Here is a 26,250-nt window from a genome sequence, read left to right as displayed (position 1 = left end):
GCAACTCAGTCGATCCCCAGCAGACCGAATCTAGCGCTGCTCGGTCGATCGCGGGTCATTTGTCCATGCCGGGCCCGGAGGCGGGGTGTCACGAGGCGGGCGCTGGCTCCTCCTGACGAGCGGCGACGAGGTTGAGCGCGATGTCCACGATCATGTCCTCCTGGCCGCCGACGAGCCCGCGGCGGCCGACCTCGAGCAGCAGCTCGCGCGAGTCGACGCCGTAGCGCTCGGCCGCGGTCTCGGTGTGCCTCAGGAACGAGCCGTAGACACCGGCATACCCGAGCGTGAGCGTCTCCCGGTCGACCCGGACCGGGCGGTCCTGCAGCGGGCGGACCAAGTCCTCGGCCGCGTCCTGCAGCGCGAACAGGTCACAGCCGTGGTCCCAGCCGTTCAGGTCGGCGACGGCGATGAAGGGCTCGATCGGGCAGTTGCCCGCGCCGGCTCCGAGGCCCGTGAGCGAGGCGTCGACGCGGGTCACGCCCTCCTCGACGGCGACCATCGAGTTGGCCACCGAGAGCGAGAGGTTCTCGTGCGCGTGGATGCCGATCTCGGTCGCCGGGTCGAGCACGTCGCGGTAGGCGCGCATCCGCTCGCGTACCCCGTCCATCATCAGGCGACCGCCCGAGTCGGTGACGTAGACGCAGTGCGCGCCGTAGGACTCCATCAGCTTCGCCTGTCCGGCCAGCGTCGCCGCGTCGGCCATGTGGCTCATCATCAAGAAGCCTGAGACGTCCATGCCCAGCTCGCGCGCGGTCGCGATGTGCTGCGCGGAGACGTCGGCCTCGGTGCAGTGGGTGGCGACCCGGACCGACCGGACGCCCATGGCGTGCGCCCGCTTGAGGTCCTCGATGGTGCCGATGCCGGGCAGCAACAGGGTGGTGAGCCGCGCGTTGGTGATGTTCTCGGCGGCAGCCTCGATCCACGCCCAGTCGGTGTGCGAGCCCGGGCCGTAGTTGAGCGAGCCGCCGGAGAGGCCGTCGCCGTGGGTGACCTCGATGCCGCCGACGCCGGCCGCGTCGAGGGCGGCGACGATCTCGCCCACCCGGCCGGGCTGGATGCGGTGCCGGATGGCGTGCATGCCGTCACGCAGCGTGACGTCCTGGATGAAGAGCTTCATGCCGACACCTTCTTCTTGGTTGCGGCCATCGCCTCGGCCATACGAAGGGCCGCACTGGTCATGATGTCCAGGTTGCCGGCGTACGCCGGGAGGTAGTGCGCGGCGCCCTCGACCTCGAGGAAGACGCTCACCTGGTGCGTGACCGGCTGCTCGGTGAGCGTGTGCACGGGCTGGTCGGCGGGGACCGGCACGACCTGCACCAGCTGCTTGAGGCGGTAGCCGGGGACGTACTCCGACACCTGCCCGACCATCCGCTCGACCGACGCGCGGATCTCGTCGTGGGTCGCCTCGTCGGGCGCGTTCACCAGCGCCAGCACCGTGTCGCGCATGATCAGCGGCGGCTCGGCCGGGTTGAGGATGATGATCGCCTTGCCGCGCCCGGCGCCACCGACGGCCTCGATGGCGTGGCTGGTCGTCTCGGTGAACTCGTCGATGTTGGCGCGGGTGCCGGGCCCGGCGCTCCTCGAGGAGATCGACGCGACGATCTCGGCATAGGGCACCGGCACGACCTGCGCGATGGCCGCGACGATCGGGATCGTGGCCTGGCCGCCGCAGGTGACCATGTTGACGTTGTCGGCGTCCACGTGGTCCGCCAGGTTGACCGCGGGGATGACCATCGGGCCGATGGCGGCCGGCGTCAGGTCGACCAGCTTCTTCCCGTACGGCGCCAGCTTGGCCGCGTTCGCGACGTGCGCCTTCGCCGAGGTGGCGTCGAAGACGATCTCGATCTCGTCGAAGCCGGCCATCGCGATCAGCCCGTCGACGCCGTCGGAGGTGATGGGTACGCCGAAGCGGGCCGCGCGGGCCAGGCCGTCGGAGTCGGGGTCGATGCCGACCATGGCGCCCATCTCGAGCGTCTCGGAGAGGCGGAGCACCTTGATCATCAGGTCGGTGCCGATGTTGCCGGAGCCGATCACGGCCACCTTGGTCTTCATGCTTGGTTCCCTTCGTGGAACGTGACGGACACGGAGCCGAGTCCGGAGATCTGCGCCTCGAACGTGTCACCGGCGGTGACGGGCACCATCGGGCCGAGGGCGCCGGAGAGGATGACCTGCCCGGCTCGGAGCGGCTCACCGAAGTCGCGGGCGGTGCGCGCCAGCCAGGCCAGCGCGTTCAGGGGGTCGCCGAGGCAGGCGGCGCCGTTGCCGGTGGAGACGACCTCGCCGTTGCGGGTCATGCTCATCTCGACGTCGACGGGCTCGACCTCGTCGAGCGTCTTCGAGGCACTGCCCAGCACGTAGAGCGCGCTCGAGCCGTTGTCGGCGACGGTGTCGGCGAAGGTGATGTCCCAGGCTGCGATGCGGCTGTCGACGATCTCGATGGCGGGCACGACGTGCGCGATCGCGGCCCGGACCTGGGCGTCGTCGAGATCGCCGTCGGCCAGGTCGGCACCGAGCACGAACGCCACCTCGGCCTCCACCTTGCCCTGCAGCAACCCGTGGGTGGAGACGCTGGCGCCGTCGGGGAAGCCCATGTCGTCGAGGAGCACCCCGAAGTCCGGCTGGTCGACGCCGATCTGGGCCTGCACGGCCGCTGACGTCAGGCCGACCTTGCGCCCGACGATCGTCGCCCCGGCGGCGACCCTCTTCGCGATGCCGGCGCGCTGCACGGCGTACGCCGCGTCGGCATCGGCGCCGATCAGGTCGCGGACGGGTGGACAGGGAGTCAGGGTCTGCTGAGCGAGGGCGAGCCGCTCGGTCGCAGGCTGCACGTTGGTCGTGGTCACGTGCACACTGTGCCGTCGCACGCCCGTGGAACCTCGCGCCGGGTTCCGGTCAGCGGAACACGACTTTCAGCGGCGGGCGAGGGTGGCCGAGATGCCGCGGGCGGTGACGCGCACCCGATCGGCGTTGGCCTGCGGGTTGAAGCGGGTCACCGGGCCGGCGACGCTGACGGCGGCGACGGCCTCCCCGTCGAGGTCGAAGACCGGCGCGCCGACGCAGACGAGTCCGAGGCGGGACTCCTCGAACTCGTAGGCGACGCCGGTCGTCCGCACCTGGGCGAGCTGGCGGGCCAGGATGCCGGGCGCGGTGACGGTCCGCGCGGTGTGCCGGGCCAGGCCCGCAGCCACCACGGACTCGAGCACGTCCTTGGGCGCGTGCGCGAGCAGCGCCTTGCCGACGGCGGTGCAGTAGAGCCCGAGCCGCCCGCCGGTGCGCGATGGTACGGCGGCCTGGCGGCGACCGCCGAGCTTGGCGATGTAGACGACGTCGATGCCGTCGCGTACGCCGAGGTGGACCGTCTCGTTCACCTCAGCCCGGAGCTCCTCGAGGAACGGGGTGGCCACCTCGAGCAGGTCGCGCTCCACCGACGCGCGCATGCCGAGCTCGAACATCAGCCGGCCCAACCGGTAGAGGTCATCACGTCGCTCCAGCAGGCCGGAGGCGACCAGGTCACCGCACACACGGTGCAACGTGCCCTTCGCGAGGCCGGTCCTGCGCCCGAGCTCGGCCAGGGTCACGCCGCGGTCGTCCATCGTGAAGGCCCCGAGCACCGCGACCACCTTGCCGAGCACCGTGTCGGTGCCGGTCGACGATCGCGGCCCGGGGTTCACGGGAGGAACGTACCGCCGCGACGGGGCGGCCGTCGGTCAGAGGTTGACCTGGATGTCCGCGTCCTCGCGCAGGGTCTCGACCAGCGACTGGGCGACCTCGGAGAGCTTCTCCGACTTCGCCTGCTCGGCGATCTGCGACTTGACCTGGGCGTAGGGCGGGATCTTCTGTCCCTGCTTGCCCATCTGCGCCTGCTGCTTCTTGGCATCGGCATAGATCTTGCGGAGGTCCTGCTCGGTCGGCTCGACCGATCCGGCCTCGTCGGCGACGAGCTGCTCGATCACCATCTGCGTCTCGAGCTGGACGCGGGCCTGCTCCTCGGTGGTGCCCTGCTTCTCGAGCGCGGCGATGAGCTCGTCGGTCGAGGCGAGCTGGTTCTCCTTCGCCAACGTGGCGAGCTCGTCCTCGACGTCCTGCTCACTGACGCTGATGCCGCGGGATTCCGCCTCCTGGGCCAGGAGCTCGTTGTCCACGAGCTGGTCGGCCGTCTGCTGCTTGATGGCGTCCTCGTCCGGCGCCTGGCCGGTGCTCTGCGCCTGGGCGGTGGCCTGCTGGAGCTGGGCCTCGAAGACGGGGACGAACTCGTCCTTCGTCACCTCCTCGCCGTTCACCTCGGCCACCACGTCGGGAATGTCGCCCGAGGCGGTCGAGTCATCGGCCCCCGCGGACTCCTCCTGCGACGTCGACTCCTCCGACGTCGCAGCACTGTCGGAGGCGTCGTCACCGCCGCCGCAGGCGGCGAGGGCGAGCATGGCGGCGGCCAGGGAGAGGCCGAGGGCAGGGCGGAGTCGCTGTGAAGAAGTCATCCGGACCGACCGTACCCACCGACCCTGAGCGGCTGCTGAACGGCGCCTGAGGAGGCGGGCCGGGGCACCCTCGACGGAAAGCGCGAAGGCCCCCGGTCCGCATCGCTGCGGAGCAGGGGCCTTGCGGTGGAGCCGCCTGTCAGAATCGAACTGACGACCTTCTCATTACGAGTGAGATGCTCTACCGACTGAGCTAAGGCGGCGTGCTGCCCGGCGCGGTCGAGACCAGCCGGGCAACTCGAGAAGGATAACGCCCGCGCCGCCAGCGTGAAAATCAGGTCAGCACCCGTCGCGGAGCAGGCCCGGACGGCGTCCCTTCGTGAGCTCGATGAACGCGAGCTCGGCGTCGGCCGTCGGCCGTCCGTCGTCGGCACTCGCATCCATCGAGAAGCCGAGCCAGCGGCGCTGGGTGCGGATGAAGAAGCCCCACTGGTCGTAGTCGTTGGTGCGGGGCCCGAGCAGGCGGTCGCCGTACGCCGTCCTCAGGTCGGCCAGGGTGCTGCCGACCTCGATGCCCTCCTTGGTGCTGATGCCGTCGCCGAAGACGCCGATCGTGCCGACCGTGCCCTCGGTGCCCTCCACGAAGCCGGGATAGACGTCGATCGACGTGCGCCACGGCCTCGTCGGCCAGATGTCGCGCGTGCCGCAGGCGGCGGTCTTCACGTCGAGCGCGAAGTAGCCCGACTCCGCGGCCGACTCGAGGCTGTCGCCGATGCGCACGGTGTCGAATCGCCCGGGCGCGATCCTCACGTCACCGGCATCGGCGCCCTGGTGTGCCGACGTGGGCGCCGGGGCGGCGAGCACGGCGGCAGCGAGTGCGCCGGCGAGCGGCAGGACGAATTTCTTGAGCATTGGAATCCCCCTCCATTGCAGTGAGCCACCAGACAACCACACGGCGCCTCAGCAGTCGGTCTGGTCCTTCGGCACGTCCCCGTCGAGGAGGTAGGACTCGATCGCAGTGTCGATGCACTCGTTGCCGGAGTTGTAGGCCGTGTGGCCGTCACCGTCGCGGCGGAGCAGGACCCCCGAGTCGAGCTGCTCGGCCAGCGCCTCGGCCCACTTCATCGGCGTGGCGGGGTCGCGGGTGGTGCCGACCACGAGGATCGGCGCGGCGCCCTCGCCGCGGATCTCGATCGGTGCCTCGGTGGTCCTGGCCTTCGACGCGCGGCACGACGTCAGCGACCACGCGAAGATCGAGCCGAACGTCGGCGAGGCCTCCTCGTAGGCCGGCAGCTCGGCCGCGACCTTGCGGAAGGGGACCGAGGACGGGTCGTCGAGGCAGTTGATCGCGAAGATCGCCTCGGAGGAGTTGTCGGTGTAGCCCTCCGGGCCGCGCGAGGCATAGAGGTCGGCCAGCTCCATCAGCGCGGTGCCGCTGCCGTCGAGCGCCGAGCGGAGCGCGGCGCTGAGCAGGAACCAGTAGTCGCGGTTGTAGAGCGGGGTGACGATGCCGTAGAAGGCGTTGCCGATCTGGAGCTCTCGGTCGTCGCCGGTGGGCAGGGGCGAGGCCTCGACGTCGGCGAGCAGGCCGCTGATCGTGGCCAGCCCCGCGTCCACCGACTCACCGAGGAAGCAGCTGTCCGTCGTGTCGACGCAGTTCTGGATGTAGGCGCGCAGCGCGGTCTCGAAGCCGGCCGCCTGCTCGAGGCCGAGCTGGCGGTTGTCGAGCGAGACGTCCACGGCACCGTCGAGCACGAGCCGTCCGACCCGGTCGGGGAAGAGCTCGGCATAGGTCGCGCCGAGCTTGGTGCCGTAGGAGGCGCCGAGGTAGGTCAGGGTCTCCTCGCCGAGCGCGGCGCGCAGGACGTCCATGTCGCGGGCGGCCTCGATGGTCGAGACGTGGTTGACCGCGTCGCCGCTGAGCTCGGCGCAACCGCGACCGAACCCGCGGATCAGGGAGGCGAACTCCTGCTCCTCCGCCGCGTCGTCAGGGCTCGGGTCGGAGGAGAGATAGGTGTCGAGCTGGTCGTCGGTGAGGCAGTCGACCGGGGCCGACTCGCCGGTGCCCCGGGGGTCGAAGCCGACGATGTCGAAGGCACGCAGCAGGGGTTCGCGGAACACCCGGTTGGCGGCAGCGGCGTAGTCGGTGCCGGGCGCACCCGGCCCGCCGGGATTGACCACGAGCGCACCCTGGCTGTCGCCACGCGCCGGCACCTTGAGCAGCGCGATCTCGATCGTCTCGCCGGTCGGCTCGGCGTAGTCGAGCGGCACCTCGAGCGTGGCGCACTCGACGTCGGACTCGCAGGACTCCCAGTCGAGCGCCTGACCATAGAAGTCGCGCAGCTCCGGCGAGGGCGCGGACGCCTCGTCGGGCTCGGCGGCCGGCGACGAGGACCGCGATCCCGGCCGGTCGGACCGGGGCCCGCCGTCGTCCGAGCGGATGAACGCGGACGCGAAGGCATAGAACGTCGTCACGACCAGCGCGAAGACCAGCAGCACCACCACGAGCTTCTTCATCGACCAGTTCCCCCCGGCAGCCGCAGCGCCACCATCATCGACTCGAGCGCCAGGAGCGGCGGCACGTTGAACTCCAGCATCTGCTCACGCGCGGTGAAGATCGCATCGATCATCCGCAGCAGCTGCTCGGGCGTGGTCACCCGCGTCAGCTGCTCGATCTCGGCACGCATCTCCTCGTTGACGAGCGCGCCCGGCGCACCCACGGCGAGCGCGATCGCGTCGCGATAGACCGACGTCAGGTCCATCAGGCAGCGGTCGGCGACATCGAGGATGCGCCGCTTGGCCCGCGTCTTCTGGTCCTTCTCCAGCGCACCCAGCGCCGGGGAATATTCGCGCGGTCGCCTGCCGCGCTCCACGACGCCGTACGCCGCGTCGAGGTCCTTCTTCTCGCGCGCATCGAGCTCGGTGGTGATCGCCTCGGCCTCGTCCTTGGCGATCTCGGCGACGTTGGTCGCGGCCTGCATGCAGGCGCCGATCGAGGTCAGCCGGGCCGGGATCTGCACGACCTGGCGGCGCCGCAGCCGGGTCTCCTCGTCGCGGGCCAGCGCCCGGGCGCGGCCGATGTGGCCCTGGCTGGCGCGGGCGGCGCTGGCCGCCAGCTCGGGCCCGATCCCGAGGGTGCGCACGAGGAAGTCGGCGACGTCGTCGGCCGGCGGGGTGGTCAGCGTGACGAGGCGGCAGCGCGAGCGGATCGTGGGCAGGACGTCCTCGACGGTCGGCGCGCACAGCAGCCACACGGTGCGGGCGGTCGGCTCCTCGATCGCCTTGAGCAGGGCGTTGCAGGCCTGCTCGGTCAGCCGGTCGGAGTCCTCGACGACCATGACCTGCCAGCGGTCACCGGACGGGGCCAGGCCGGCGCGGCGCACGAGGTCGCGCACCTCGTCGACGCCGATGGAGAGCTTCTCGGTGCGGACGATGCGCACGTCGGCGTGGGAGCCGGTCATCACCGTGTGGCACGACTTGCAGTGTCCGCAGCCGCTGCCGCTCTCGCACTGGAGGGCGGCGGCGAAGGCGACCGCGGCGTTGGACCGGCCGGAGCCGGGCGGGCCGGTGAACAGCCACGCGTGGGTCATCCCGTCACCGGTCGCAGCGCGCTGCAGGCTCTCGATGACGGGCTGCTGGCCGACAAGGTCGTCCCAGACCGGGCGGGCCTCCCGGGTGTCGCTCACGGCAGCATCGCCTCGACCCGCGTGCGGATGGATCCGGCGATCTCGTCGATCGGAGCCCGGGCGTCGAGGACGAGGTAGTGGTCGGGGTCGGCGTCGGCGAGGCCGAGGAAGCCCTGGCGCACGCGCTGGTGGAACTCCAGGGACTGGCCCTCGATCCGATCGCGCTCCTCGAACCGGCCCAGGCCGGTCTGGGGCTCGAGGTCGAGGACCACGGTCAGGTGGGGTCGCAGGTCGCCCGTCGCCCAGCGGTTGACGCGCTCGACCTCGGCGACGACCAGGTCGCGGCCGGCGCCTTGGTAGGCCAGCGCGGAGTCGACGTAGCGGTCGGTGATGACCACCTCGCCCCGCGCCAGCGCCGGGAGGACGACCGTGTCGACGTGCTCGGCCTTGTCGGCGGCGTACAACAGGACCTCGGTGCGGTGCGAGAGCTCCCCCGTCGCGGGGTCGAGGACGATCTGGCGCAGGGCCTTGCCGACCTCGGTGTCACCGGGCTCGAAGGTCAGGAGCACGGTGTGACCGGCCCCCTCGAGCCAGTCGGCGAGCAGGCGCGACTGGGTCGACTTGCCCGCACCCTCGCCGCCCTCGAAGCAGACGAACAGCCCGCTGTCTGCATAGACCTTCTCGCTCACGCGCACACCCTACGGGCGAGCACCGACGCCCAGTGCGCTCCGTCAGATCTGGCCGTCCGCATCGTCCGGCGTCGCCTCGTGGCCCTCGATCCCACGCGTACGGCGCAGCTCCTTCATCTCCGCCTCGAAGATGTGCCTCCGGCCCTCCACCAGCTCGTCGATCGCACGCTGCTGGAGCCCGGTCGCCTCGGCGTAGTAGCCGTCGTCAAAGGCCTCGACCATCTGGAAGGTCCACATCCCTGGTAGCGGGTTGCGCCCCAGCACCTTGCGGTCGAGGTCGGCGGCGATGGCGTCGTGGCCCGCGTCGCGGAGCAGGTCGGTCGCCTCCTCCAATGTCCGCTCCGCACTGCCGATGAGGCGGTGGAACGCATAGAGGTGGCCACGGGCGTGCTCGACGTGGTCGACGGCAGCGGACAGCTTGCCCAGGGCCTCGATCGTGGCGTCGGAGACACCTTCGGGACGGCGGTGCTCGGGTGCGGGTTGGTCGCTCACGGTCTCGACGATCACACGCTCGCCCACCGCTCCGCCACACCGCTAGGGGCGGGAGCCCTAGGCTTCGTCCACGCGCGGCAAGGGGGAAGCATGCCGATCATCGAGGAGCAGCCGACAGGTGACCTTGGCTCACCGATCGAGCACGCGACCCGCCAGGTGCGGATCGTCGCCTGGTCCCTCGCGCTCGGCTGGGTCTGCCTGTTCGCGTCCCTGCTGACCTCCGCCGAGCGGGAGTCCTCCTACGCCGACCTCGAGGCCGGCATCCGCGCAGGCGAGATCTCCGAGGTGCAGGAGTCGAGATCGGACTTCGGCGCCGGCACGACCGGCTACGAGACCGTCGACATCCGCTGGCGGGACGGCCTCGTCCGTCGTACGGCGACGCTGACCCATGCCTCGGACGAGCGCTCCGCAGCCGAGGCCCGCAAGGGTGGCACAGCCCTGCCCGTCGTGGTCGGCTCCGTCGCGGACCACCTGACGGCGCTGGACCCGGACCTCCGCGTCACCCGGGGTGAGCGGCTGCTGGCGTCCATGACGATCTCCGGCTGGAATGCCAGCGGGTGGCACGCGCTGGCCCACCTCGTGCTCCTCGTAGCCACCCTCGCCCTGATCTCCGGTCCGCGCCCCTGGCGGGCGACGCGGTGGGCCTGGGCCTGGCTGGTGCTGCTCGCGCCCCTCGTCGGGGTGCCGGCGTACTTCCTGCTCGGCGGAGCCACCGGCCTGTTCCGGCCCCGCCCGCCCGCGCGGGTGTGGCTCACCGGCGGCTGGGCCTTCCTGCTCGCGTTGCTGCTCGGTGGCGGCGCGGCCTCCCGCTGAGCCGGCCGGTCGGGTTGTCCGCCCCTGAACTTCCACCCGAGCGAGTGGAAGTTCAGGCCGGAAACCGACCGGCCACGCTCGGGCGACGATGAACTTCCACCCGTAGGAGTAGAAGTTCATCGCGGGGTCGATCAGGCCTTCTTCGCCGGCGTCTTCTTGGTCGCCGTCTTCTTCGCGGCGGGAGCCTTCTTGGTCGTGGCCTTCTTGACCGTCGTCTTCTTCGCGGCGGTCTTCTTCACGGCCTTCTTGGCCGGCGCCTTCTTGGCGCCCTTCTTGGCCGCCTTCTTCGCCGGGCCCTTGTCGCGCCGTTCCTGGAGCAGCTCGGCCGCGCGCTCGAGGGTGATCGACTCGACGGTGTCGTCCTTGCGCAGGGTGGCGTTGTACTCGCCGTCGGTGACGTACTCCCCGAAGCGGCCGGCCTTGACGACCACCGGCTGACCCGAGACCGGGTCGTTGCCGAGCTCCTTGAGCGGAGCGACCGCGGCACCGCGACCGCGCTGCTTGGGCTGGGCGTAGATCGCGAGCGCCTGGTCGAGGGTGATGTCGAAGATCTGGTCCTCGCTGGTCAGCGAGCGGGAGTCGGTGCCGCGCTTGAGGTAGGGGCCGTAGCGCCCGTTCTGCGCGGTGATCTCCTCGCCGTCCTCGCCTGCGCCGACGACGCGCGGCAGCTCGAGCAGCTTGACGGCCTCCTCGAGCGACACGGTGTCGAGCGACATCGACTTGAACAGCGAGCCGGTGCGCGCCTTGGCCGACTTGGGCGCGTCCTCGGGCAGGACCTCGGTGACGTAGGGGCCGAAGCGGCCGTTCTTGGCGACGACCTCCAGCCCGGTCTCCGGGTGGATGCCGAGCACGGCCTCCTCGCCGGCCGGGTTGGCGAGCAGCTCGCGCGCCTTGACCAGCGTCAGCTCGTCGGGCGGCAGGTCGTCCGGCACGTTGGCCCGCACGAGCGCGCCCTCGTCGCCTTCGGGGCCGGGGCCCTCGACGTACGGGCCGTAGCGACCGACGCGCAGGTCGATGCCCTCGCCGATCGGGAAGGTCGCGAGCTCCTTGGCGTCGATGTCGCCGAGCTCGTTGACCAGCGTGTGCAGGCCCTCGATCTCGCCGCCGCCGAAGTAGAACTCGGCCAGCTCGGTCTTGCGGTCGCGGCGACCGCCGGCAATGTCGTCGAGGACGTCTTCCATGCGGGCGGTGAACTCGTAGGAGATCTGCCGCGGGAAGTGGTTCTCCAGCAGTCGCACGACGGAGAACGCCAGCCAGGCCGGCACGAGCGCCGAGCCCTTCTTGTAGACGTAGCCGCGGTTGACGATGGTGCCCATGATTGAGGCGTACGTCGACGGGCGCCCGATCTCGCGCTCTTCGAGCTCCTTGATCAGCGTCGGCTCGGTGTAGCGCGCCGGCGGCTTCGTCTCGTGCCCAGCGGCCTGGACCGACGCGGCCGAGACGGCCTCGCCCTGGGTCAGGTTGGGCAGGCGGGTCTCCTGGTCGTCGCGCTGCGACGAGTCGTCGGTGCCCTCGACGTAGGCCTTGAGGAAGCCGTGGAAGGTGATGACGCGACCGCTCGCGGAGAAGACTGCGTCCTCACCCGTCGAGGAGGTCCCGCCGATGCGGATCGAGACGGACTGGCCGGTCGCGTCCTTCATCTGCGACGCGACCGTGCGCATCCAGATCAGCTCGTAGAGCCGGAACTGGTCGCCGGTCAGGCCGCTCTGCGCGGGCGTGCGGAAGGAGTCGCCGGCCGGGCGGATCGCCTCGTGGGCCTCCTGCGCGTTCTTGACCTTGGAGGCGTAGGTGCGCGGGGCGTCGGGGACGTACTCGGCGCCGTACAGCTCGAGAACCTGCTCCCGGGCGGCGTTGATGGCCGTGCCCGACAGCGTCGTGGAGTCGGTTCGCATGTAGGTGATGTAGCCGCCCTCGTAGAGGCGCTGCGCGACCGACATCGTGACGCTGGAGCTCATGCCGAGCTTGCGGCCGGCCTCCTGCTGGAGCGTGGTGGTGCGGAAGGGCGCATAGGGCGAGCGGCGGTAGGGCTTGGACTCGACCGACCGGACGTCGTACGTCGTGTCCTCGAGCGCGGCAGCCAGGGCCTCGGCGCGGGCGCGGTCGAGGTGGACGATGCCGTCCTTCTTCAGGACGCCGTCCTGGCCGAAGTCGCTGCCGCGGGCGACGCGGGCGCCGTCGAGGGAGTGGAGCTTGGCCGGGAACATCCGCTGGTCGTGGGAGCTGCCGGCGTCGAAGGTGCCCTCGAGGTCCCAGTAGGACGCGACGCGGAACTTCATCCGCTCGCGCTCCTTGTCGACCACGAGCCGGGTGGCCACGGACTGCACGCGACCCGCGGACAGGCCGGACATGACCTTGCGCCACAGGACGGGTGAGACCTCGTAGCCGTAGAGGCGGTCGAGGATGCGGCGCGTCTCCTGGGCCTCGACGAGGTCCATGTCGAGCTCACGCGGGCTGTCGGCCGCCGCGAGGATGGCCGACTTGGTGATCTCGTGGAAGACCATCCGCTTGACCGGGATGCCCTTGGGGGCGAGCTCGTCGAGGAGGTGCCAGGCAATGGCCTCACCCTCGCGGTCCTCATCGGTGGCGAGATAGAGCTCGTCGGCGTCCTTGAGCAGCTTCTTCAGCTTCGCGATGTGGCTCTTCTTGTCGCGCGGCACGACGTAGTAGGGCTCGAAGCCGTTGTCGACGTCGACGGCGAGCCGGCCCCACGGCTTGTCCTTGATCTTGGCCGGCGTGTCAGCGGCGTTGTTGGGCAGGTCGCGGATGTGACCGATGGACGACTCGACGACATACCCGCTGCCGAGGTAGCCGCCGATCATCTGCGCCTTCTTGGGCGACTCGACGATGACCAGCTTGTGTGCCACGTGTTTCTCCTGCTCCCTGCCAATGAATCGTCGGGCGACTCCCAGTGAGTCCGCGACGCAAGATCCCGGTGTCCGTCCCCAGTGCCGACCCGATTGCGCCGCAACCGTAGCGCGTGAAATCGAGACGTCCACTCCTGCGCGTCCCTGTGGATGGACGGTGCAACGGGCGGCCGGGGCCGGGTCTGTGGATAACCGAGCTCGATTGTCGGTCGGTGGTGCCAGCGTGACACGTCACCACAACCACCCGAAGGAGCACCCGTGCACGACCACTATGACGACCCCTGGTCCACCCCGTCCTACCCCTCCGTCCACCCACAGAGCGACGTCGTCACGCACCTCGTCTTCGTCGGCGGCCGTCTGGCCGAGACCTGGTCGGAACAAGCAGCCGATGGCCCGTACGCCGAGTTCGCGCGGTCGCTGGCTCGCGAGCGGCAGCCGGTGGAGCCCGCGCCGTCACCCGCGGTCCCCGTCCACGTCCGGCTGCTGGAGTGGCTGGACGAACAGGCCGGCGGCCGCGACTCCCTCCTGGCGCTGGGCGGCGAGCCCCTCGGTGACGACGACACCGACGTGCCCACCGCGGAGCGCGCGTCCGACCAGCAGCGCTTGCTGGCCGTCGCGGAGCTTCTCGACGGTTGTGCCAACGTGCTCCTGCACGTGGAGGAGTGGGGCAACGCGTGCCGGCGCGCCCTGGTGACGCTGTGGGAGGTCGACCGCGAGGCGGTCTCCTTGGCGCCGACCGCCTCCCACGTCGCCGCCGGGATCGTGTGGGCGGTCGGCAAGGCCAACGGCTGGTTCCCCGGCAGCGGCCATGCGATCTGCACCCAGTCGCAGCTGCGGGACCACTTCGGGCTGACGGCCTATCCCAGTGCCTACGGCAAGTCCGTGCAGGCGGCCCTGCGCGTCACCTGGCCGACCGCGACCGCATCTTCGGGCTGGCGACGGCCGATCACGCCCGAGCTCGAGGCGCTCGGCCGGCCCGACCTGCTCACGGCCCGCACTCGCCGTACCCTCCTCCGCTTGCGCGAGCAGGCCCTGGCGAGCGCGCGGATCGCCGAGCCGGGCGAGCTCGACGAGGCGTCGTGACCGCGCGCGGCGACCCGGGTCACGGCGTGGTCAGGAAGCCTTCGTCGACCAGCTCGCGCACGACCGGCAGGTAGGTCGCGCGCAGCTCCTCGCCGTCCTGGTCGGTGAGCTCGGCAACGGCATCGAGGATCTGTGCCACCGACAGGTCGCCGTCGCTGGCGCCGATCAGGGCAGCCTCCACGGTGTCGACCTGGCGGGCTCGCCGGAAGCCGCGCTGCTGGCGGACGACGATGGTGGCCGGGTCCTCGGCGCCGGGCGGGCCCTGCGTCTCCTGCAGCACGTCGGGCCGGGCGACGAGGTGCGTGGTCACGTCGATCTGGCTCCGGGTCGCGGTGAAGTGGTCGGCGATCGCCGGCCCGATCGGCTGCTCGACGTCGTAGCGCCACTCCTCGAGCCGGTGCTGTCCGCTGCCGCCTGCCTGGAGGTTGATCCAGCCGAAACCGACGCCCTCGATGCCCTGCTCGTCGAACCACGACAGCCAGGTGTCGTAGCGGCGCGGGTAGTCGGGGGTGCCGTGCACGCCTTCGTCCTTGAGCCACAGCTCGACGTACTCGCTCGGGTCGATGACCTCGCGCTGGATGACCAGCGCGTCGCAGTCGTCGCGCAGCCAGGAGGCGAGGCGCTCGTCCCACTCGGTGCCGCGCAGGATCGACCAGTTCGCCAGGATCTGGCACAGGCCGCGCTCGGTGAGGTGGGCCGGCGCCGCGCGGACGATGTCCTCGACGACGCGGTCTCCGGGCAGCCCGGAGTCACGGTAGACGAGCCGCTCGCCGGTCGCGGGGCTGATCACGAACGGCGGGTTGGTGGCGATCAGGTCGAACCTCTCGTCGGCCACCGGCTCGAAGAAGGAGCCGTCGCGCACGTCGACCTCAACGCCGTTGAGCACCGCGTTGAAGCGGGTCATCCACAGCGCGCGCTGGTTGACGTCGGTCGCGACGACGCTCGCCGCATGGGTCGCGAGGTGGAGGGCCTGCACCCCGCACCCGGTCCCGAGGTCCAGCGCGCGGCCGACCTCGTCGCGGACCGTCAGCTGGGCCAGGCTCGTCGAGGCACTGGAGATGCCGAGCACGTGGTCGGCGCCGACCCGGGTCGGCGCGCCGTCGAGGCCGGGGGTCAGGTCGGAGACGACCCACAGGTCGACGTCGTCGGTGGAGTAGGGGCGGACGTCCATCCGAGCCGCGACCTCGCCGACGCTCTGCTCGAGCAGGCCGGCGTTGCAGAGCCGGTCCACGAGTCCGGGCAGCGCACGCTCCGCCTCCGCGTGCGTGGTCGGCGTCTGGAGCAGGAACAGCCGGGTGAGCGTGCTCAGTGCGGAGCCGTCCGCCGTGCGGCGTACGCCCGGCGTGGTCTCGTTGCGGCTCAGCGCGCGGTGGCCCTGGTCGCCCAGCACCTCGGCCACGGCGTCGTAGGTGAAGTCGGCCGCGACGAGCGCTGCTCGCAGATCGGTGGCCAGGGTGAGCTCAGGGGCGGCGGTCATGACGACAGTCTTCCAGCGTGCACGAGGTTGAGTACGCGGGCGCCTGCGGTGACCGCCGCGCCACCGTGGAACGGCAACGGCCCGCCGGTCTCCCGGCGGGCCGTCGTCGTGCTGGGGTGGATCAGGTGGTGGCGTGCGGTGCCATCGACGAGGAGCCAGTGTTGTCACCGTCGTCGCTGATCGACACCTCGCGCTGCTTGGAGACGTAGATCGCGGCGGCGATGATGCCGACCGCGACGACGGCGATGATGATCCGCAGCACGTCGTTCTGGTCATCGCCCACGCTCATGGAGACAACCGCGCTCGCGATGAGCAGCGAGACGAGGTTCATCACCTTGATCAGCGGGTTGATGGCCGGGCCGGCGGTGTCCTTGAACGGGTCGCCGACGGTGTCACCGATGATGGTGGCCTCGTGGGCGAGCGAGCCCTTGCCGCCGTGGTGACCGTCCTCGACGAGCTTCTTCGCGTTGTCCCAGGCGCCGCCCGCGTTGGCCAGGAAGACGGCCATCAGGGTGCCGGTGCCGATCGCGCCGGCGAGGAAGCCCGCCAGCGCGGTGGCGCCGAGGCCGAAGCCGACCGCGATGGGAGCCAGCACTGCCAGGATGCCGGGCGTCACGAGCTCGCGCAGCGAGTCCTTGGTGACGATGTCGACGACCTTGCCGTACTCCGGACGACCGGTGCCCTCCATGATCCCGGGGATCTCCCGGAACTGGCGGCGGACCTCGTAGACGACCGCTCCCGCGGCTCGTGCGACAGCGTTGATCGCCAGTCCGGAGAAGAGGAAGACGACGCAGGCGCCGAGCAGGACGCCGACCAGGACGGCCGGGTTGAAGACGTCGAACTGCAAGAACTCGTCCTGCGCCGGGTTGGCCTCGACCAAGGCATCGAACACCGAGGTGGCGTAGGAGCCGAACAAGGCGGTCGCGGCGAGCACGGCCGTCGCGATCGCGATGCCCTTGGTGATCGCCTTGGTGGTGTTCCCGACCGCGTCGAGCTCGGTCAGGATCTGCGCGCCCTCCGGGCTGACGTCACCCGACATCTCGGCGATGCCCTGTGCGTTGTCGGAGACCGGACCGAAGGTGTCCATCGCCACGATCACGCCGACCGTGGTCAGCAGGCCACAGCCGGCGAGCGCCACCGCGAACAGCGACACGGTGAGCGCGGCGCCGCCGAGGAGGTAGGCGCCGAACACGGCCGCTCCGATGACCAGCGTGGTGTAGACGGCCGACTCGAAGCCGACCGAGAGACCCGCGAGGATCACCGTGGCCGCACCGGTGAGCGAGGTCTTGCCGACGTCCTTGACGGGGCGGTGCTCCGTGCCGGTGTAGTAGCCGGTGAGCGCCAGGATCCCTGCGGACATCACGATGCCGATGACGACGGCGGACGCAGCGATGAACCGCGGATCGCCCTCGGCGTCGATGAGCGCATCGGAGATGTTCGTGAACTCGGCGAAGCTGCTGGGCAGGTAGACGTAGGCCAGCACGACGCTGGCCACCGCCGCGATGCCCGAGGAGAGGTAGAACGAACGGTTGATCGTCTTCAGGCCGTTCTCCCCCGCCTTGGGCCTGGTGAGGTAGACACCCGCCACCGCGGTGAGGGCGCCGATGGCCGGGATCAGCAGCGGGAACACGAGACCCTTGTCGCCGAAGGCCTGCGAACCGAGGATCAGGGCGGCGACCAGCGTCACGGCGTACGACTCGAAGAGGTCTGCAGCCATGCCGGCACAGTCACCGACGTTGTCGCCGACGTTGTCGGCGATGGTGGCGGCGTTGCGCGGGTCGTCCTCGGGGATGCCCTGCTCGACCTTGCCGACCAGGTCCGCACCGACGTCGGCAGCCTTGGTGAAGATGCCACCGCCGACTCGCATGAACATGGCGAGCAGCGCGGCGCCGAAGCCGAAGCCCTCGAGCACGTCGGGGGCCGTGTCCTGGAAGACGAGCACGACGAGGCTGGCACCGAGCAGGCCCAGGCCGACGGTGAGCATGCCGACCATGGCGCCGGTGCGCAGACCGATCGTCATGGCGGGCTCGCGTCCGACGCTGTCGGCAGCGGCCGCGACCCGGAGGTTGGCGCGGACGGCGAGGTTCATGCCGAGATAACCGACCGCAGACGAGAAGCCGGCGCCGACCAGGAAGAACACGGAGCGGAAGATGCGCACGGTCATGTCGTCCGCCGGCAGCACGAGCAACGCGAAGAACGCGATCACCGCGAAGATGCCGAGGGTGCGGAACTGCCGGGTCAGGTAGGCGTTGGCGCCTTCCTGGACAGCTAGGGCGATGGTCTTCATGTTGTCGGTGCCTTCACCGGCGGCCAACACCTGCTTGCGGAACACCACCGCCATCGCGAGCGCGCCGAGCGCGATCGCGAGGACGACGATGACCAGAAGCTGGTTGGTGCCCGTGAGCGTCACGACAGCGGGATCGATCCCGGTCATGTGCGTCCTCCTGGGAGTGGAACGTCTAAGTACGAACGCGCGGGAGTCTACGCACCTGTGACCCGGATCACGCGGACGGCTGTGTCACACATCACATGCGTGTTCCGGGCATGCCGGAACGACCGCACCGCCGTACGGCGACGTGCGATCGACGAGCGAGCGTCAGCGAGCGACGGACGGGTCGACGGAGTCGTGGATCACGAACACCTTCGCCAGCCCGGTGATGCGGAAGATCTTGAGCAGTCGCTCCTGGGAGCAGATCAGCTCGAGCGAGCCGTCGTGGGCGCGGACCTTCTTCAGGCCGCCGACGAGCACACCGAGGCCGGTGGAGTCGAGGAACTCGACGGCCTCGAGGTCGATCACGATGTGGTAGGAGCCGCCACTGACGAGCTCGGTGATCTGGTCGCGCAGCTTGGGCGCGGTGTAGACATCGATCTCACCGCCGACCGCGACGATGGCGCGACCGTCTTCCTCGCGGGTCGCAAGGGTCAGATCCACGACTGCTCCGATTCGGAAGAACTCCACTCGAAGCAGGACGCCCCGAATGCTGCCGAGAGTCATCAAACCATGACTCACGGCATCCACGCAGGCCCACCCATGACCTGGGGATGAGCCGCGGCGCTCCGGTGTCGGTGCCGTTTGCGACACTGCGCAACGTGAGCACCCTCGACGGACCCCAGCATCGCCGGGTGGACGAGGTCGTGGCGCGCCTGACGGCGGTGCCGGGCCGCGAGGGCAGGCTGCGTCATCTCGAGGTGGTGGCGCCCCGGCCGGCCGTGTTCGCGCCGTGGCCGGACTGGGTCGCCGACGACGTGCGGGCCGCCTTCGAGCGGGCCGGTGCGACGACCCCCTGGCAGCACCAGGCCGTCGCCGCGGACGCCGCCCACTCCGGCCAGCACGTCGTGCTCTCCACCGGCACCGCCTCGGGCAAGTCGATGGCCTACCAGCTGCCGGCCCTCACGGCCATCCGCGAGGGGCGGGGCCGACGCGGCGAGCGCGGGGCGGGTGTCCTCTACCTCGCGCCGACCAAGGCACTCGCCAACGACCAGCTGACCAACATCGCCGCCCTGGGCCTCGACGTGCGCGCCTGCACCCACGACGGCGACAGCACCCGCGAGCAGCGCGACTGGACCCGCGACTTCGGCGAATACGTCCTGACCAACCCCGACATGCTGCACCACTCGCTGCTCCCCCGGCACGCCCACTGGGCGGCCTTCCTCGGGTCGTTGCGCTACGTCGTGGTCGACGAGTGCCACCACTACCGCGGCGTCTTCGGCGCCCACGTCGCCCACGTCCTGCGGCGGCTGCGTCGCATCTGCGCGATGTACGGCGCCAACCCCACCTTCATCCTCGCCTCCGCCACCGTCGCCGACCCGGAGGTCGCCGCCGGTCGGCTCACCGGGCACGACGTGCTCGCCATCACCGCCGACCACTCGCCGCGCGGGCAGGTCTCGCTGCTGCTGTGGGAGCCACCGTTCACGAGCTACGCCGGGGAGAACGGTGCGCCCGTGCGGCGCGCGGCCTCCTCCGAGGTCGCCGACCTGCTCGCCGACCTCGTCGCCGAGGACATCCGCACGCTGGCCTTCGTCCGCTCCCGCCGGGGAGCCGAGCAGGTGGCCGCGACGGCCGCCGAGCTCCTCGCCGACGTCGACCCGTCGTTGCCGGCCCGGGTGGCGTCCTACCGCGGCGGCTACCTCCCCGAGGAACGCCGCGAGCTGGAGGCGGCGCTGCGTCGCGGTGACCTGACCGGGCTGGCTGCCACGAACGCCCTCGAGCTGGGCATCGACATCAGTGGGCTCGACGCCGTGCTGATCGCGGGCTTCCCCGGGACCAGGGCGGCGCTGTGGCAGCAGGTCGGGCGCGCGGGCCGCGGCGCCCAGGACGCGCTCGGCGTGCTGGTGGCCGGCGCGGACCCGCTGGACACCTATCTCGTCAACCATCCCGAGGCGCTGCTCGGCCAGCCTGTCGAGGCCACAGTCTTCGATCCCGGCAACCCCTATGTGCTCGGACCACACCTGTGCGCCGCGGCCCAGGAACACCCGCTGGCACTCAGCGACCTGCCCCTGTTCGGCGACGGCGCCCGGGCCGTCGTCGACCGGCTCACCGAGGGTGGGCTGTTGCGCAAGCGCCCGCAGGGCTGGTTCTGGACCGACCGTCGCCGGGCCAGCGACCTCGCCGACATCCGGTCGAGCGGAGGCGCCCAGGTCCAGCTGATCGAGTCGGAGACCGGGCGCGTGGTCGGCACCGTCGACGGGTCGAGCTCGCACGGCACGGCCCACCCCGGCGCCGTCTACGTCCACCGCGGCGAGACCTGGCTCGTCGAGTCGCTCGACCTCGAGGAGCACGTCGCAGTGATGCACCCCGCCGACCTGCCCTACTCGACGTCGGCCCGGGAGGTCACCGACATCTCGATCGTCGCCGAGCGCGCGCACCGCGACTGGCACGACTGCCGCCTGTCGATGGGCGAGGTCGACGTCACGCACCAGGTCGTCTCCTTCCTCAAGCGACGGCAACCGAGCGGCGAGGTGATCAGCGAGGAGCCGCTGGACCTGCCCGAGCGGTCGCTGCGGACGACCGCCGTGTGGTGGACGGTGCCGGGCGACGCGCTCCTCGAGAGTGACCTGGTCGCGGCCGACGTCCCGGGTGCGGCGCACGCCGCGGAGCACTGCTCGATCGGGCTGCTGCCACTCTTCGCCACCTGCGACCGGTGGGACATCGGCGGCGTCTCCACCGCGATGCACCCCGACACGGGTCGCCTCACGGTGTTCGTCTACGACGGCCACCCGGGTGGTGCAGGCTTCGCCGAGCGCGGGTTCCACGCGGCCTTCGAGTGGCTCACGGCCACGCGCGAGACCATCGCCAGCTGTGAGTGCGAGTCGGGTTGTCCGTCGTGCATCCAGTCGCCGAAGTGTGGCAACCAGAACAACCCGCTCGACAAGGCCGGCGCCATCGCGCTGCTCGACCTGCTCCTCGCCGGCGCCCGCGCCGAGTAGCCTGCCGCCATGGTCATTCTCGGAATCCTCCTCATCATCGTCGGCGCGGGCGCGATCCTGGCAGCGCTGTTCGTCAGCGAGCCCGGAGCGGGCGGTGAGCTGCTCGGCTTCGAGGTCAACACCCTGGAGAGCTTCTTCGTCGGCGTCGCCTCGGGGGCCGCCATCCTGCTGGGGCTGTCGATCCTCAAGTGGGGCACCCAGCGCAGCATCGCCCAGCGCAAAGAGCGCAAGGAGCTGAACAAGCTCAGCGAGCGGCTCGACCGCGCGGAGGCCGAGCGGCGCTCGGACGACACCACCCCCGACGAGCGGATCTGAGACCCCTCACCCCGACACCGCAGGCCCCGCGCGGGCCTCGGCCGTGACGTCGTAGCGACGATCGACGAGTCGTGGCCCGTCGACGCGCACAGCGACGGTCACGACCCTTCCCGTCAGCCGGCACGCCGCGAGCGCGGCCCCGTTGTCGGCAGCGATCCGACCGGCCGCCGCGCACGCGTCCGCACCCGCGACCGCGGCAGACGCCCCGGCCAGTGCGGCCAGATCGGCTGCTGCCTGCGCTGACCGCTGGGTGACGACGATGGCCGCCACCCCGGACAGGCCGAGCCCGACGAACATCAGCAACCCGCTGACGGCCAGCACGACAACGGTCGCCGCTCCGCGCTCGTCCCCGGGCCGTGACCGGGCCGGACCGTTCATGCCTCCTCCAGCACGGCGACGGCACGCGAGCTGACGGTCACGCCGGGCAGGAAGTCGAACAGCCCGCCGGGGCCGTCCACCTCGGCACTCGCCGTGACGGACACGCGGCCGCCCTCGAGCGCCACGTCGATGGCCGCGCCGGTCGGCGCGATCCGCGTCGCCACGGCCCGGGCCGCCGGCTCGGAGTCGCCGCGCGCGATGGATCGCGCCGACTCGCGCGCCGCATCGACGACCCGGATCTGGGCGGAGGCCGCTGCCAGCAGCCAGACCAGCCCGACCGTGACAGCCAGCAACAGCGGCAGTCCGAGCGCGAGCTCGGCAGTCACTGCGCCGCGCTCGCCTGCGCGCCCTCGCGGACGTGGGATCACTTGATCCCCAGGAGTCCCAGGACGTGGTCGAACAGGGTCTTGAGGAGCTGGTCGCCGAAGCCACCGCTGAGCAGCTTGTAGAGCAGGCCGGCGAAGCCGGCACCGGCGGCCGTGCCGACGGCGTACTCGGCTGTGGTGATGCCGCGCTCGTCGGCGGTCGAGCTCGCGCGACTCGGCAGCGCGCGCAGGGTGGGAGCGTGGTCGGTCATGGGATGCCTCTCGGTCCTGGCCCGCCCGATGCGGGCCCTCGCCCCGACTCTGCGACGGACCACCCCCATCGCGTCGGCGACGACCCCGGCCCCTGTGGACGACCCGCCCCGCACCCGGCCTGTGCACGGAAGGTGGCCCGCGATCGGGACGGTCGGGACCCGACCGGGCCGCGACTACACGCCCGCGAGCGCCTCCGCGGACCTCGACTCGTCGAGGTGGGCGTGCAGCGTGGCCCGCACGTGCTCGAAGAACCCTCGGACGTTGCCGACGGCCGTCACCGTGTCGGGGACGCCGCACATCACGTGGGTGCCGCTGGGCATGCGGTTGATCCACACGTTGACGTCGTCGTCCCCGCCACTGTCAAAGTGACCGCGACAACGCTCATGGAGCCAGGGACGTGAGCAGCCCGGCCACGGTCGGCACGATGCCGATCAGCAGGAAGGCCGGCAGCAGGCACAGCCCCAGCGGCACCGCTGCCTTCACCCCGACCGCGCGCGCCCGGTCCTCGACCGCGGCCGACGCCGACCGCTCGAGCTCGTCGGCGAGGCGCTCGACCGCGTCGGCAACCGAGCTGCCGCTGGTCTCCGCCCGGGCGAGGGTGCGTCCGAGTGGAGCGAGGACGTCGTTGTCCCCCAGCCCACCCCAGACGAGCACCGGGTCGACCCCCATCCGGAGGCGCGCGAGCGAGCCGTCCAGGCGCTTCGCGGTCGGGCCGGGGGACGCACCCAGGACGGCGGCCAGGGCGCCCTGCGGGGACGCTCCGGAGCGCAGCGCGCACGCGAACAGGTCGACGACGTGCGGCAGCTCGCGGGCTGCCACCTCGCGCTCCCGGCGTACGGCGACCGGCTCCGCGCGTCCGAGCGCGATCCACGCCCCGGCGGCAGCGAGAGGGGCGACCGCGACACCGACCGGTCCTCCGACGAACAGGCCGGCACCCACGCCGGCGAACAGGCAGAGCACCGGGCGCCAGCGGCCGGGGCGGGCACCCGTCTCCGTCGACGGGATCCGCGCAGGCCGCAGCCGCGGACCGGGCGGGAACGCGAGCAGGGCTGCCATCGCGGCGGCGACCGCCGCCAGCACGCTCATCGTGGATCTGCCTGGTCGGCGATGGCCTCGATCCACCACAGCCCGGCGACCGCGAAGGTGAGCCCGCCCACCAGGCAGCCCCACCCCACCGGGGTGTCGAGGAGGAACTGCCAGGGGTCGCCGCCCGCTCCCGACCCCATCCCGAGCGCGACGACGGGCAGGGCCGCGACCAGCCGCGCGGTGGCACGGGCAGACGCGAGCTCGGAGGTGACCACCCGCTGGGTCTGGCGCTGGGCGCGGATCCGCGTCGCGACCCGCGAGACGGCGTGGGCCAGGCCGTTGCCGGAGTGGTGGGCGACCTGCCAGGCCGCGGCGACCACGCGGAGGTCGCCCGCACCCGGCACGCCGGCGACGCGGCGCAGGGCGGCCGGCACGTCGGAGCCCAGCGACCACGCGTCGACGACCGGCGAGAGGCCTGACCAGCGGCGGGCGGCCTCGGCCAGCGCGTGCCCGGGAGGCCGGCCCGCGGCCAGCTCGGCGGCCAGCACCTCGCACGCGTCGAGCACCCCGGCCGCCGCCACACCGCGCTCGCGTCGCTCCCGGCGGCGCTGCCAGACCAGCCGACCGCCTGCGGTCGCGACCGCACCGGCCCCTGCGACCACCGCCGCACGCATCGGCACCCCGCCGCTCGCCAGCCCCCAGCCGCCGAGCGCGGCCCCTGCGAGCAGCACCGGTCGCCACGACCACGCCGGGCTGAGTGCCGGGGCCGGCGGGAGCAGCAGCCACGCCGCGATCCCGGCGAGCGCCGCGGCCAGGCCCGTCATCAGCCGATCCGCTCGGCCAGCAGCACCGACGCCGGCCCGCGGGTCGTCCGGCCGTCGCTACCGAAGGCGACCGCCGTGGCGATGGTCACCGTCCCGGACTCGGTGCGCACCGGCACTCCGACCTGGCTGACGTGGCGCCGCCCGTCGGACGCCCTGGCGACGTGGATGACCGCATCGAGCGCGGAGGCGAGCTGGCTGTGGGCCGCCGCGCGGGGCAGACCGGCGGCCGCGGCGAGCGCCTCGATCCGGGCCGGCACGTCGCTCGCGGAGTTGGCGTGCAGGGTGCCGCAGCCACCGGCGTGACCGGTGTTGAGGGCGGCCAGCATGTCCACCACCTCGGCACCGCGCACCTCCCCCACCACGAGCCGGTCCGGCCTCATCCGCAGCGCCTGCCGGACCAGCGTGTGCATGGTGATCTCGCCCGCGCCCTCGATGTTGGGTGGGCGCGCCTCCAGGCCGAGCACGTGCGGGTGGGCGGGGCGCAGCTCGCTGGCGTCCTCGACGAGCACCAACCGCTCGGTCGGGTCCACCAGTCCCAACAGGGCCGCGAGGAGGGTGGTCTTGCCCGATCCGGTCCCGCCGCTGATCAGGAAGGCCAGCCGGGACCCGACGATCGCGCGCAGCACCTCGCCGCACTCGGGGCTGACCGACCCTGCTGCCGCCAGGTCGTCCAGCGAGAAGGCCCGCGCCGAGGGGACGCGCAGCGAGATCGTCGTGCCGGGGCGAGCCGTCGGCGCCAACACCGCGTGGAAGCGGGTGCCGTCGGGCAGCCGCACGTCGGCATAGGGGGTGGCGTCGTCGAGCCGGCGGCCCCCGGTCGAGGCGAGGCGCTGCGCGAGCCGCCGCACGGCAGCGTCGTCACGGAAGCGCACCGACGTCAGCCGCAGTCCCTCGCCGTCGTCGATCCACACCTGGTCGGGCCCGTTGACCAGCACGTCGGTGACGCCGGTCCGGCGCAGCAGCGGCTCGAGCGGACCAGAGCCGAGGACGTCGCGACGCAGCGCGTCGTGGACGGCCAGCACGGTGGCGTCACCGACCGGTCGACCGGCCGCGCGCATCGCCTCGGCGACGCGGTGCGGCGACAGGTCGCCGGGCGTCGCGGCCAGCCGCTCGCGCACGTCGTCGACCAGTCCGACATCCAGGTCTGCCATCACGCGACCTCGGCGAGGAAGCGGGCGACCGCCCTGCCCAGGGGCGCGCGGCGATGGCGGACAGGCCCGAGGCCCAGGTCGACGGCCTCGGCGAGCCCTCGTTGCTCGGGCACCTCGAAGGCCAGTGGGACGCCCGTCGCGGCAGCGAGGTCACGCACCGGAACGGGACCTCGCCGGGCCGCCAGCCGCCACCGCGAAGTGTCGGCCATCGGCTCGATCAACCGCATCGTCGACGCCACCCCGCTGACCGTCGCCGGCGTCACCGCGAGCACGAGGTCGCACCGCGCCATCAGCTCGGCCGACAGGGCACCCGCCTGACGGGCGAGGTCGAGCACGACCAGCGCATGACCGCGCTGCCCCGCGGCCAGCACGTCTCGCACCCGCGCGAGCGGCGCTGGTGTCGCCGCCCCCGCTGCCCAGGTCAGCACCCCGACGCCGTCGCGGCGCGGCACCGCCTCGCGCAGGGAGCGGGACCCGAGCCGGCCGGCGGAGGTGGCCAGGTCGTGCCAGCGCACCCCGGCCGTCTCGTCCAGGCCCAGCAGGCGGTCCAGCCCCGGGCCGACCGGATCGGTGTCGATCACCAGCGAGGGGCCGTCACGCCCGCCCACCTGCCCGAGCGCGCACGCCAGCGTCGAGGCACCCGCACCTCCGGACCCGCCGACGACCCCGAGGACGAGGCCGCGACCCGGCACCTCCTCCACGTCCGCGAACAGCGCGCCCAGGTGTGCCTCGGCCGCCGGCAGCTCGACGACGCAGGCAGCACCCAGCTCGAGCGCCAGGCGGAACACCTCGGTCGCGGGCGCCGTGGAGACGATGACGACACCCGCCCGCTGCGGTGGCGCGACGGCCGCCACCTCACCCACCAGGTCGTCGCCGACGACCACGAGCGGCGCCACCGACCACGACGCGAGGGCGGCGACCGGGTCGCCGCGCACGTCGAGCCGCACTCCGGCCCCGGCGGCGAGCCGGGCCAGGTCGTCGAGGAGCGACGGGTCACGGGTGAGGACGAGGGGCTGCATGTCCTCGACCCTGACCCACACCGGGGACAGCGCGCCGACCACCGGCACCGCCCCTGTGGACAGGGCTGCACGC

At 71.9% G+C, this 26,250-nt stretch carries 26 protein-coding genes and 1 tRNA gene; 4 read left to right on the top strand and 23 right to left on the bottom strand.

Annotation, left to right across the window (positions count from 1 at the left end):
• Window positions 1–88 precede the first annotated feature (88 nt).
• The 11 genes from dmpG to C9J87_RS00370 form a co-directional block, all read right to left on the bottom strand.
• Complete coding sequence (gene dmpG, locus C9J87_RS00420) at window positions 89–1,117, bottom strand: 4-hydroxy-2-oxovalerate aldolase (protein WP_010831341.1); 1,029 nt, start codon at window positions 1,115–1,117, stop codon at window positions 89–91.
• A complete protein-coding gene (locus C9J87_RS00415; RefSeq protein ID WP_010831340.1) occupies window positions 1,114–2,052 on the bottom strand; it encodes an acetaldehyde dehydrogenase (acetylating) in 939 nt (312 codons plus the stop codon). The genes dmpG and C9J87_RS00415 overlap by 4 nt, the downstream gene beginning before the upstream one ends.
• A complete protein-coding gene (locus C9J87_RS00410; RefSeq protein WP_036489960.1) occupies window positions 2,049–2,843 on the bottom strand; it encodes a 2-keto-4-pentenoate hydratase in 795 nt (264 codons plus the stop codon). The genes C9J87_RS00415 and C9J87_RS00410 overlap by 4 nt, the downstream gene beginning before the upstream one ends.
• A 66-nt stretch (window positions 2,844–2,909) precedes the next feature.
• Window positions 2,910–3,671 (bottom strand): IclR family transcriptional regulator, encoded by a 762-nt coding sequence (locus tag C9J87_RS00405; protein ID WP_010831338.1) that lies wholly within the window; start codon window positions 3,669–3,671, stop codon window positions 2,910–2,912.
• Between the two features lie 36 nt (window positions 3,672–3,707).
• Window positions 3,708–4,475: a SurA N-terminal domain-containing protein gene (locus C9J87_RS00400; protein WP_010831337.1), complete on the bottom strand. Its 768-nt coding sequence runs from the start codon at window positions 4,473–4,475 to the stop codon at window positions 3,708–3,710.
• A 127-nt stretch (window positions 4,476–4,602) separates the two neighbouring features.
• A tRNA-Thr gene (locus tag C9J87_RS00395) sits at window positions 4,603–4,678 on the bottom strand.
• 76 nt (window positions 4,679–4,754) lie between these two features.
• Window positions 4,755–5,327 (bottom strand): hypothetical protein, encoded by a 573-nt coding sequence (locus tag C9J87_RS00390; RefSeq protein WP_107704448.1) that lies wholly within the window; start codon window positions 5,325–5,327, stop codon window positions 4,755–4,757.
• A 48-nt stretch (window positions 5,328–5,375) separates the two neighbouring features.
• Window positions 5,376–6,932 carry an alpha/beta hydrolase gene (locus C9J87_RS00385; RefSeq protein ID WP_010831335.1) on the bottom strand — a complete coding sequence of 519 codons (1,557 nt, stop codon included), beginning with the start codon at window positions 6,930–6,932 and terminating at the stop codon, window positions 5,376–5,378.
• On the bottom strand, window positions 6,929–8,101 hold the full coding sequence (locus C9J87_RS00380; RefSeq protein ID WP_010831334.1) for a DNA polymerase III subunit delta': 1,173 nt from the start codon (window positions 8,099–8,101) through the stop codon (window positions 6,929–6,931). Before C9J87_RS00380 ends, C9J87_RS00385 begins: the two co-directional genes overlap by 4 nt.
• On the bottom strand, window positions 8,098–8,730 hold the full coding sequence (gene tmk / locus C9J87_RS00375) for a dTMP kinase (protein WP_010831333.1): 633 nt from the start codon (window positions 8,728–8,730) through the stop codon (window positions 8,098–8,100). Before tmk ends, C9J87_RS00380 begins: the two co-directional genes overlap by 4 nt.
• Before the next feature lie 42 nt (window positions 8,731–8,772).
• A complete protein-coding gene (locus C9J87_RS00370) occupies window positions 8,773–9,222 on the bottom strand; it encodes a hypothetical protein (protein WP_107704711.1) in 450 nt (149 codons plus the stop codon).
• Window positions 9,223–9,312: 90 nt separating this feature from the next.
• On the opposite strand from C9J87_RS00370, the gene C9J87_RS00365 reads away from it, so the two are divergent.
• Window positions 9,313–10,035, top strand: coding sequence for a PLD nuclease N-terminal domain-containing protein (locus C9J87_RS00365; protein WP_010831331.1), 723 nt, complete (start codon window positions 9,313–9,315; stop codon window positions 10,033–10,035).
• A 131-nt stretch (window positions 10,036–10,166) separates the two neighbouring features.
• On the opposite strand, the gene topA is transcribed toward C9J87_RS00365, so the two are convergent.
• Complete coding sequence (topA, locus tag C9J87_RS00360; protein ID WP_010831330.1) at window positions 10,167–12,899, bottom strand: type I DNA topoisomerase; 2,733 nt, start codon at window positions 12,897–12,899, stop codon at window positions 10,167–10,169.
• Window positions 12,900–13,157: 258 nt separating this feature from the next.
• Between topA and C9J87_RS00355 the strand changes: the two genes are divergently transcribed.
• Complete coding sequence (locus C9J87_RS00355; protein WP_010831329.1) at window positions 13,158–13,982, top strand: hypothetical protein; 825 nt, start codon at window positions 13,158–13,160, stop codon at window positions 13,980–13,982.
• Between the two features lie 19 nt (window positions 13,983–14,001).
• Here C9J87_RS00355 and C9J87_RS00350 read toward each other — a convergent pair whose 3' ends face one another.
• The 3 genes from C9J87_RS00350 to C9J87_RS00340 all read right to left on the bottom strand — a co-directional run bounded on the left by C9J87_RS00350 (window position 14,002) and on the right by C9J87_RS00340 (window position 18,391).
• Window positions 14,002–15,459, bottom strand: coding sequence for a DUF7059 domain-containing protein (locus C9J87_RS00350; RefSeq protein WP_010831328.1), 1,458 nt, complete (start codon window positions 15,457–15,459; stop codon window positions 14,002–14,004).
• A 121-nt stretch (window positions 15,460–15,580) separates the two neighbouring features.
• The gene (locus C9J87_RS00345) at window positions 15,581–17,893 is read right to left on the bottom strand and encodes a sodium-translocating pyrophosphatase (protein ID WP_010831327.1); all 2,313 of its coding nucleotides are present in this window, start codon (window positions 17,891–17,893) and stop codon (window positions 15,581–15,583) included.
• Window positions 17,894–18,055: 162 nt separating this feature from the next.
• Entirely contained in the window at window positions 18,056–18,391 is a 336-nt protein-coding gene (locus tag C9J87_RS00340; protein ID WP_036491863.1) for an STAS domain-containing protein, read from the bottom strand.
• Between the two features lie 158 nt (window positions 18,392–18,549).
• Between C9J87_RS00340 and C9J87_RS00335 the strand changes: the two genes are divergently transcribed.
• Window positions 18,550–20,886 (top strand): DEAD/DEAH box helicase, encoded by a 2,337-nt coding sequence (locus C9J87_RS00335; RefSeq protein ID WP_232819791.1) that lies wholly within the window; start codon window positions 18,550–18,552, stop codon window positions 20,884–20,886.
• Window positions 20,887–20,895: 9 nt separating this feature from the next.
• The gene (locus C9J87_RS00330; protein WP_010831324.1) at window positions 20,896–21,201 is read left to right on the top strand and encodes a hypothetical protein; all 306 of its coding nucleotides are present in this window, start codon (window positions 20,896–20,898) and stop codon (window positions 21,199–21,201) included.
• 6 nt (window positions 21,202–21,207) lie between these two features.
• Here the strand turns inward: C9J87_RS00330 and C9J87_RS00325 are convergent, their stop codons facing one another.
• The 8 genes from C9J87_RS00325 to ssd form a co-directional block, all read right to left on the bottom strand.
• The gene (locus C9J87_RS00325) at window positions 21,208–21,579 is read right to left on the bottom strand and encodes an Rv3654c family TadE-like protein (RefSeq protein WP_107704446.1); all 372 of its coding nucleotides are present in this window, start codon (window positions 21,577–21,579) and stop codon (window positions 21,208–21,210) included.
• A complete protein-coding gene (locus C9J87_RS00320) occupies window positions 21,576–21,905 on the bottom strand; it encodes a TadE family type IV pilus minor pilin (protein WP_232819790.1) in 330 nt (109 codons plus the stop codon). The genes C9J87_RS00325 and C9J87_RS00320 overlap by 4 nt, the downstream gene beginning before the upstream one ends.
• Window positions 21,906–21,943: 38 nt before the next feature.
• Entirely contained in the window at window positions 21,944–22,156 is a 213-nt protein-coding gene (locus C9J87_RS00315; protein WP_051204084.1) for a DUF4244 domain-containing protein, read from the bottom strand.
• 174 nt (window positions 22,157–22,330) lie between these two features.
• Window positions 22,331–22,477 carry a hypothetical protein gene (locus tag C9J87_RS19550; RefSeq protein ID WP_157953073.1) on the bottom strand — a complete coding sequence of 49 codons (147 nt, stop codon included), beginning with the start codon at window positions 22,475–22,477 and terminating at the stop codon, window positions 22,331–22,333.
• 61 nt (window positions 22,478–22,538) lie between these two features.
• A complete protein-coding gene (locus C9J87_RS00310) occupies window positions 22,539–23,243 on the bottom strand; it encodes a type II secretion system F family protein (RefSeq protein ID WP_107704443.1) in 705 nt (234 codons plus the stop codon).
• A complete protein-coding gene (locus C9J87_RS00305) occupies window positions 23,240–24,007 on the bottom strand; it encodes a type II secretion system F family protein (RefSeq protein ID WP_010831320.1) in 768 nt (255 codons plus the stop codon). Before C9J87_RS00305 ends, C9J87_RS00310 begins: the two co-directional genes overlap by 4 nt.
• Window positions 24,007–25,158 (bottom strand): TadA family conjugal transfer-associated ATPase, encoded by a 1,152-nt coding sequence (locus C9J87_RS00300; RefSeq protein ID WP_010831319.1) that lies wholly within the window; start codon window positions 25,156–25,158, stop codon window positions 24,007–24,009. The genes C9J87_RS00305 and C9J87_RS00300 overlap by 1 nt, the downstream gene beginning before the upstream one ends.
• Window positions 25,158–26,177: a septum site-determining protein Ssd gene (ssd, locus tag C9J87_RS00295; protein WP_036491855.1), complete on the bottom strand. Its 1,020-nt coding sequence runs from the start codon at window positions 26,175–26,177 to the stop codon at window positions 25,158–25,160. The genes C9J87_RS00300 and ssd overlap by 1 nt, the downstream gene beginning before the upstream one ends.
• Window positions 26,178–26,250: the final 73 nt, after the last annotated feature.

The sequence above is a fragment of the Nocardioides allogilvus genome, assembly GCF_003047285.1.
In the GTDB taxonomy this organism is placed as follows: domain Bacteria; phylum Actinomycetota; class Actinomycetes; order Propionibacteriales; family Nocardioidaceae; genus Nocardioides; species Nocardioides allogilvus.
The sequence above is the reverse complement of the archived record's forward strand: the minus strand, read 5'-3'. Positions and strand labels throughout refer to the sequence as shown.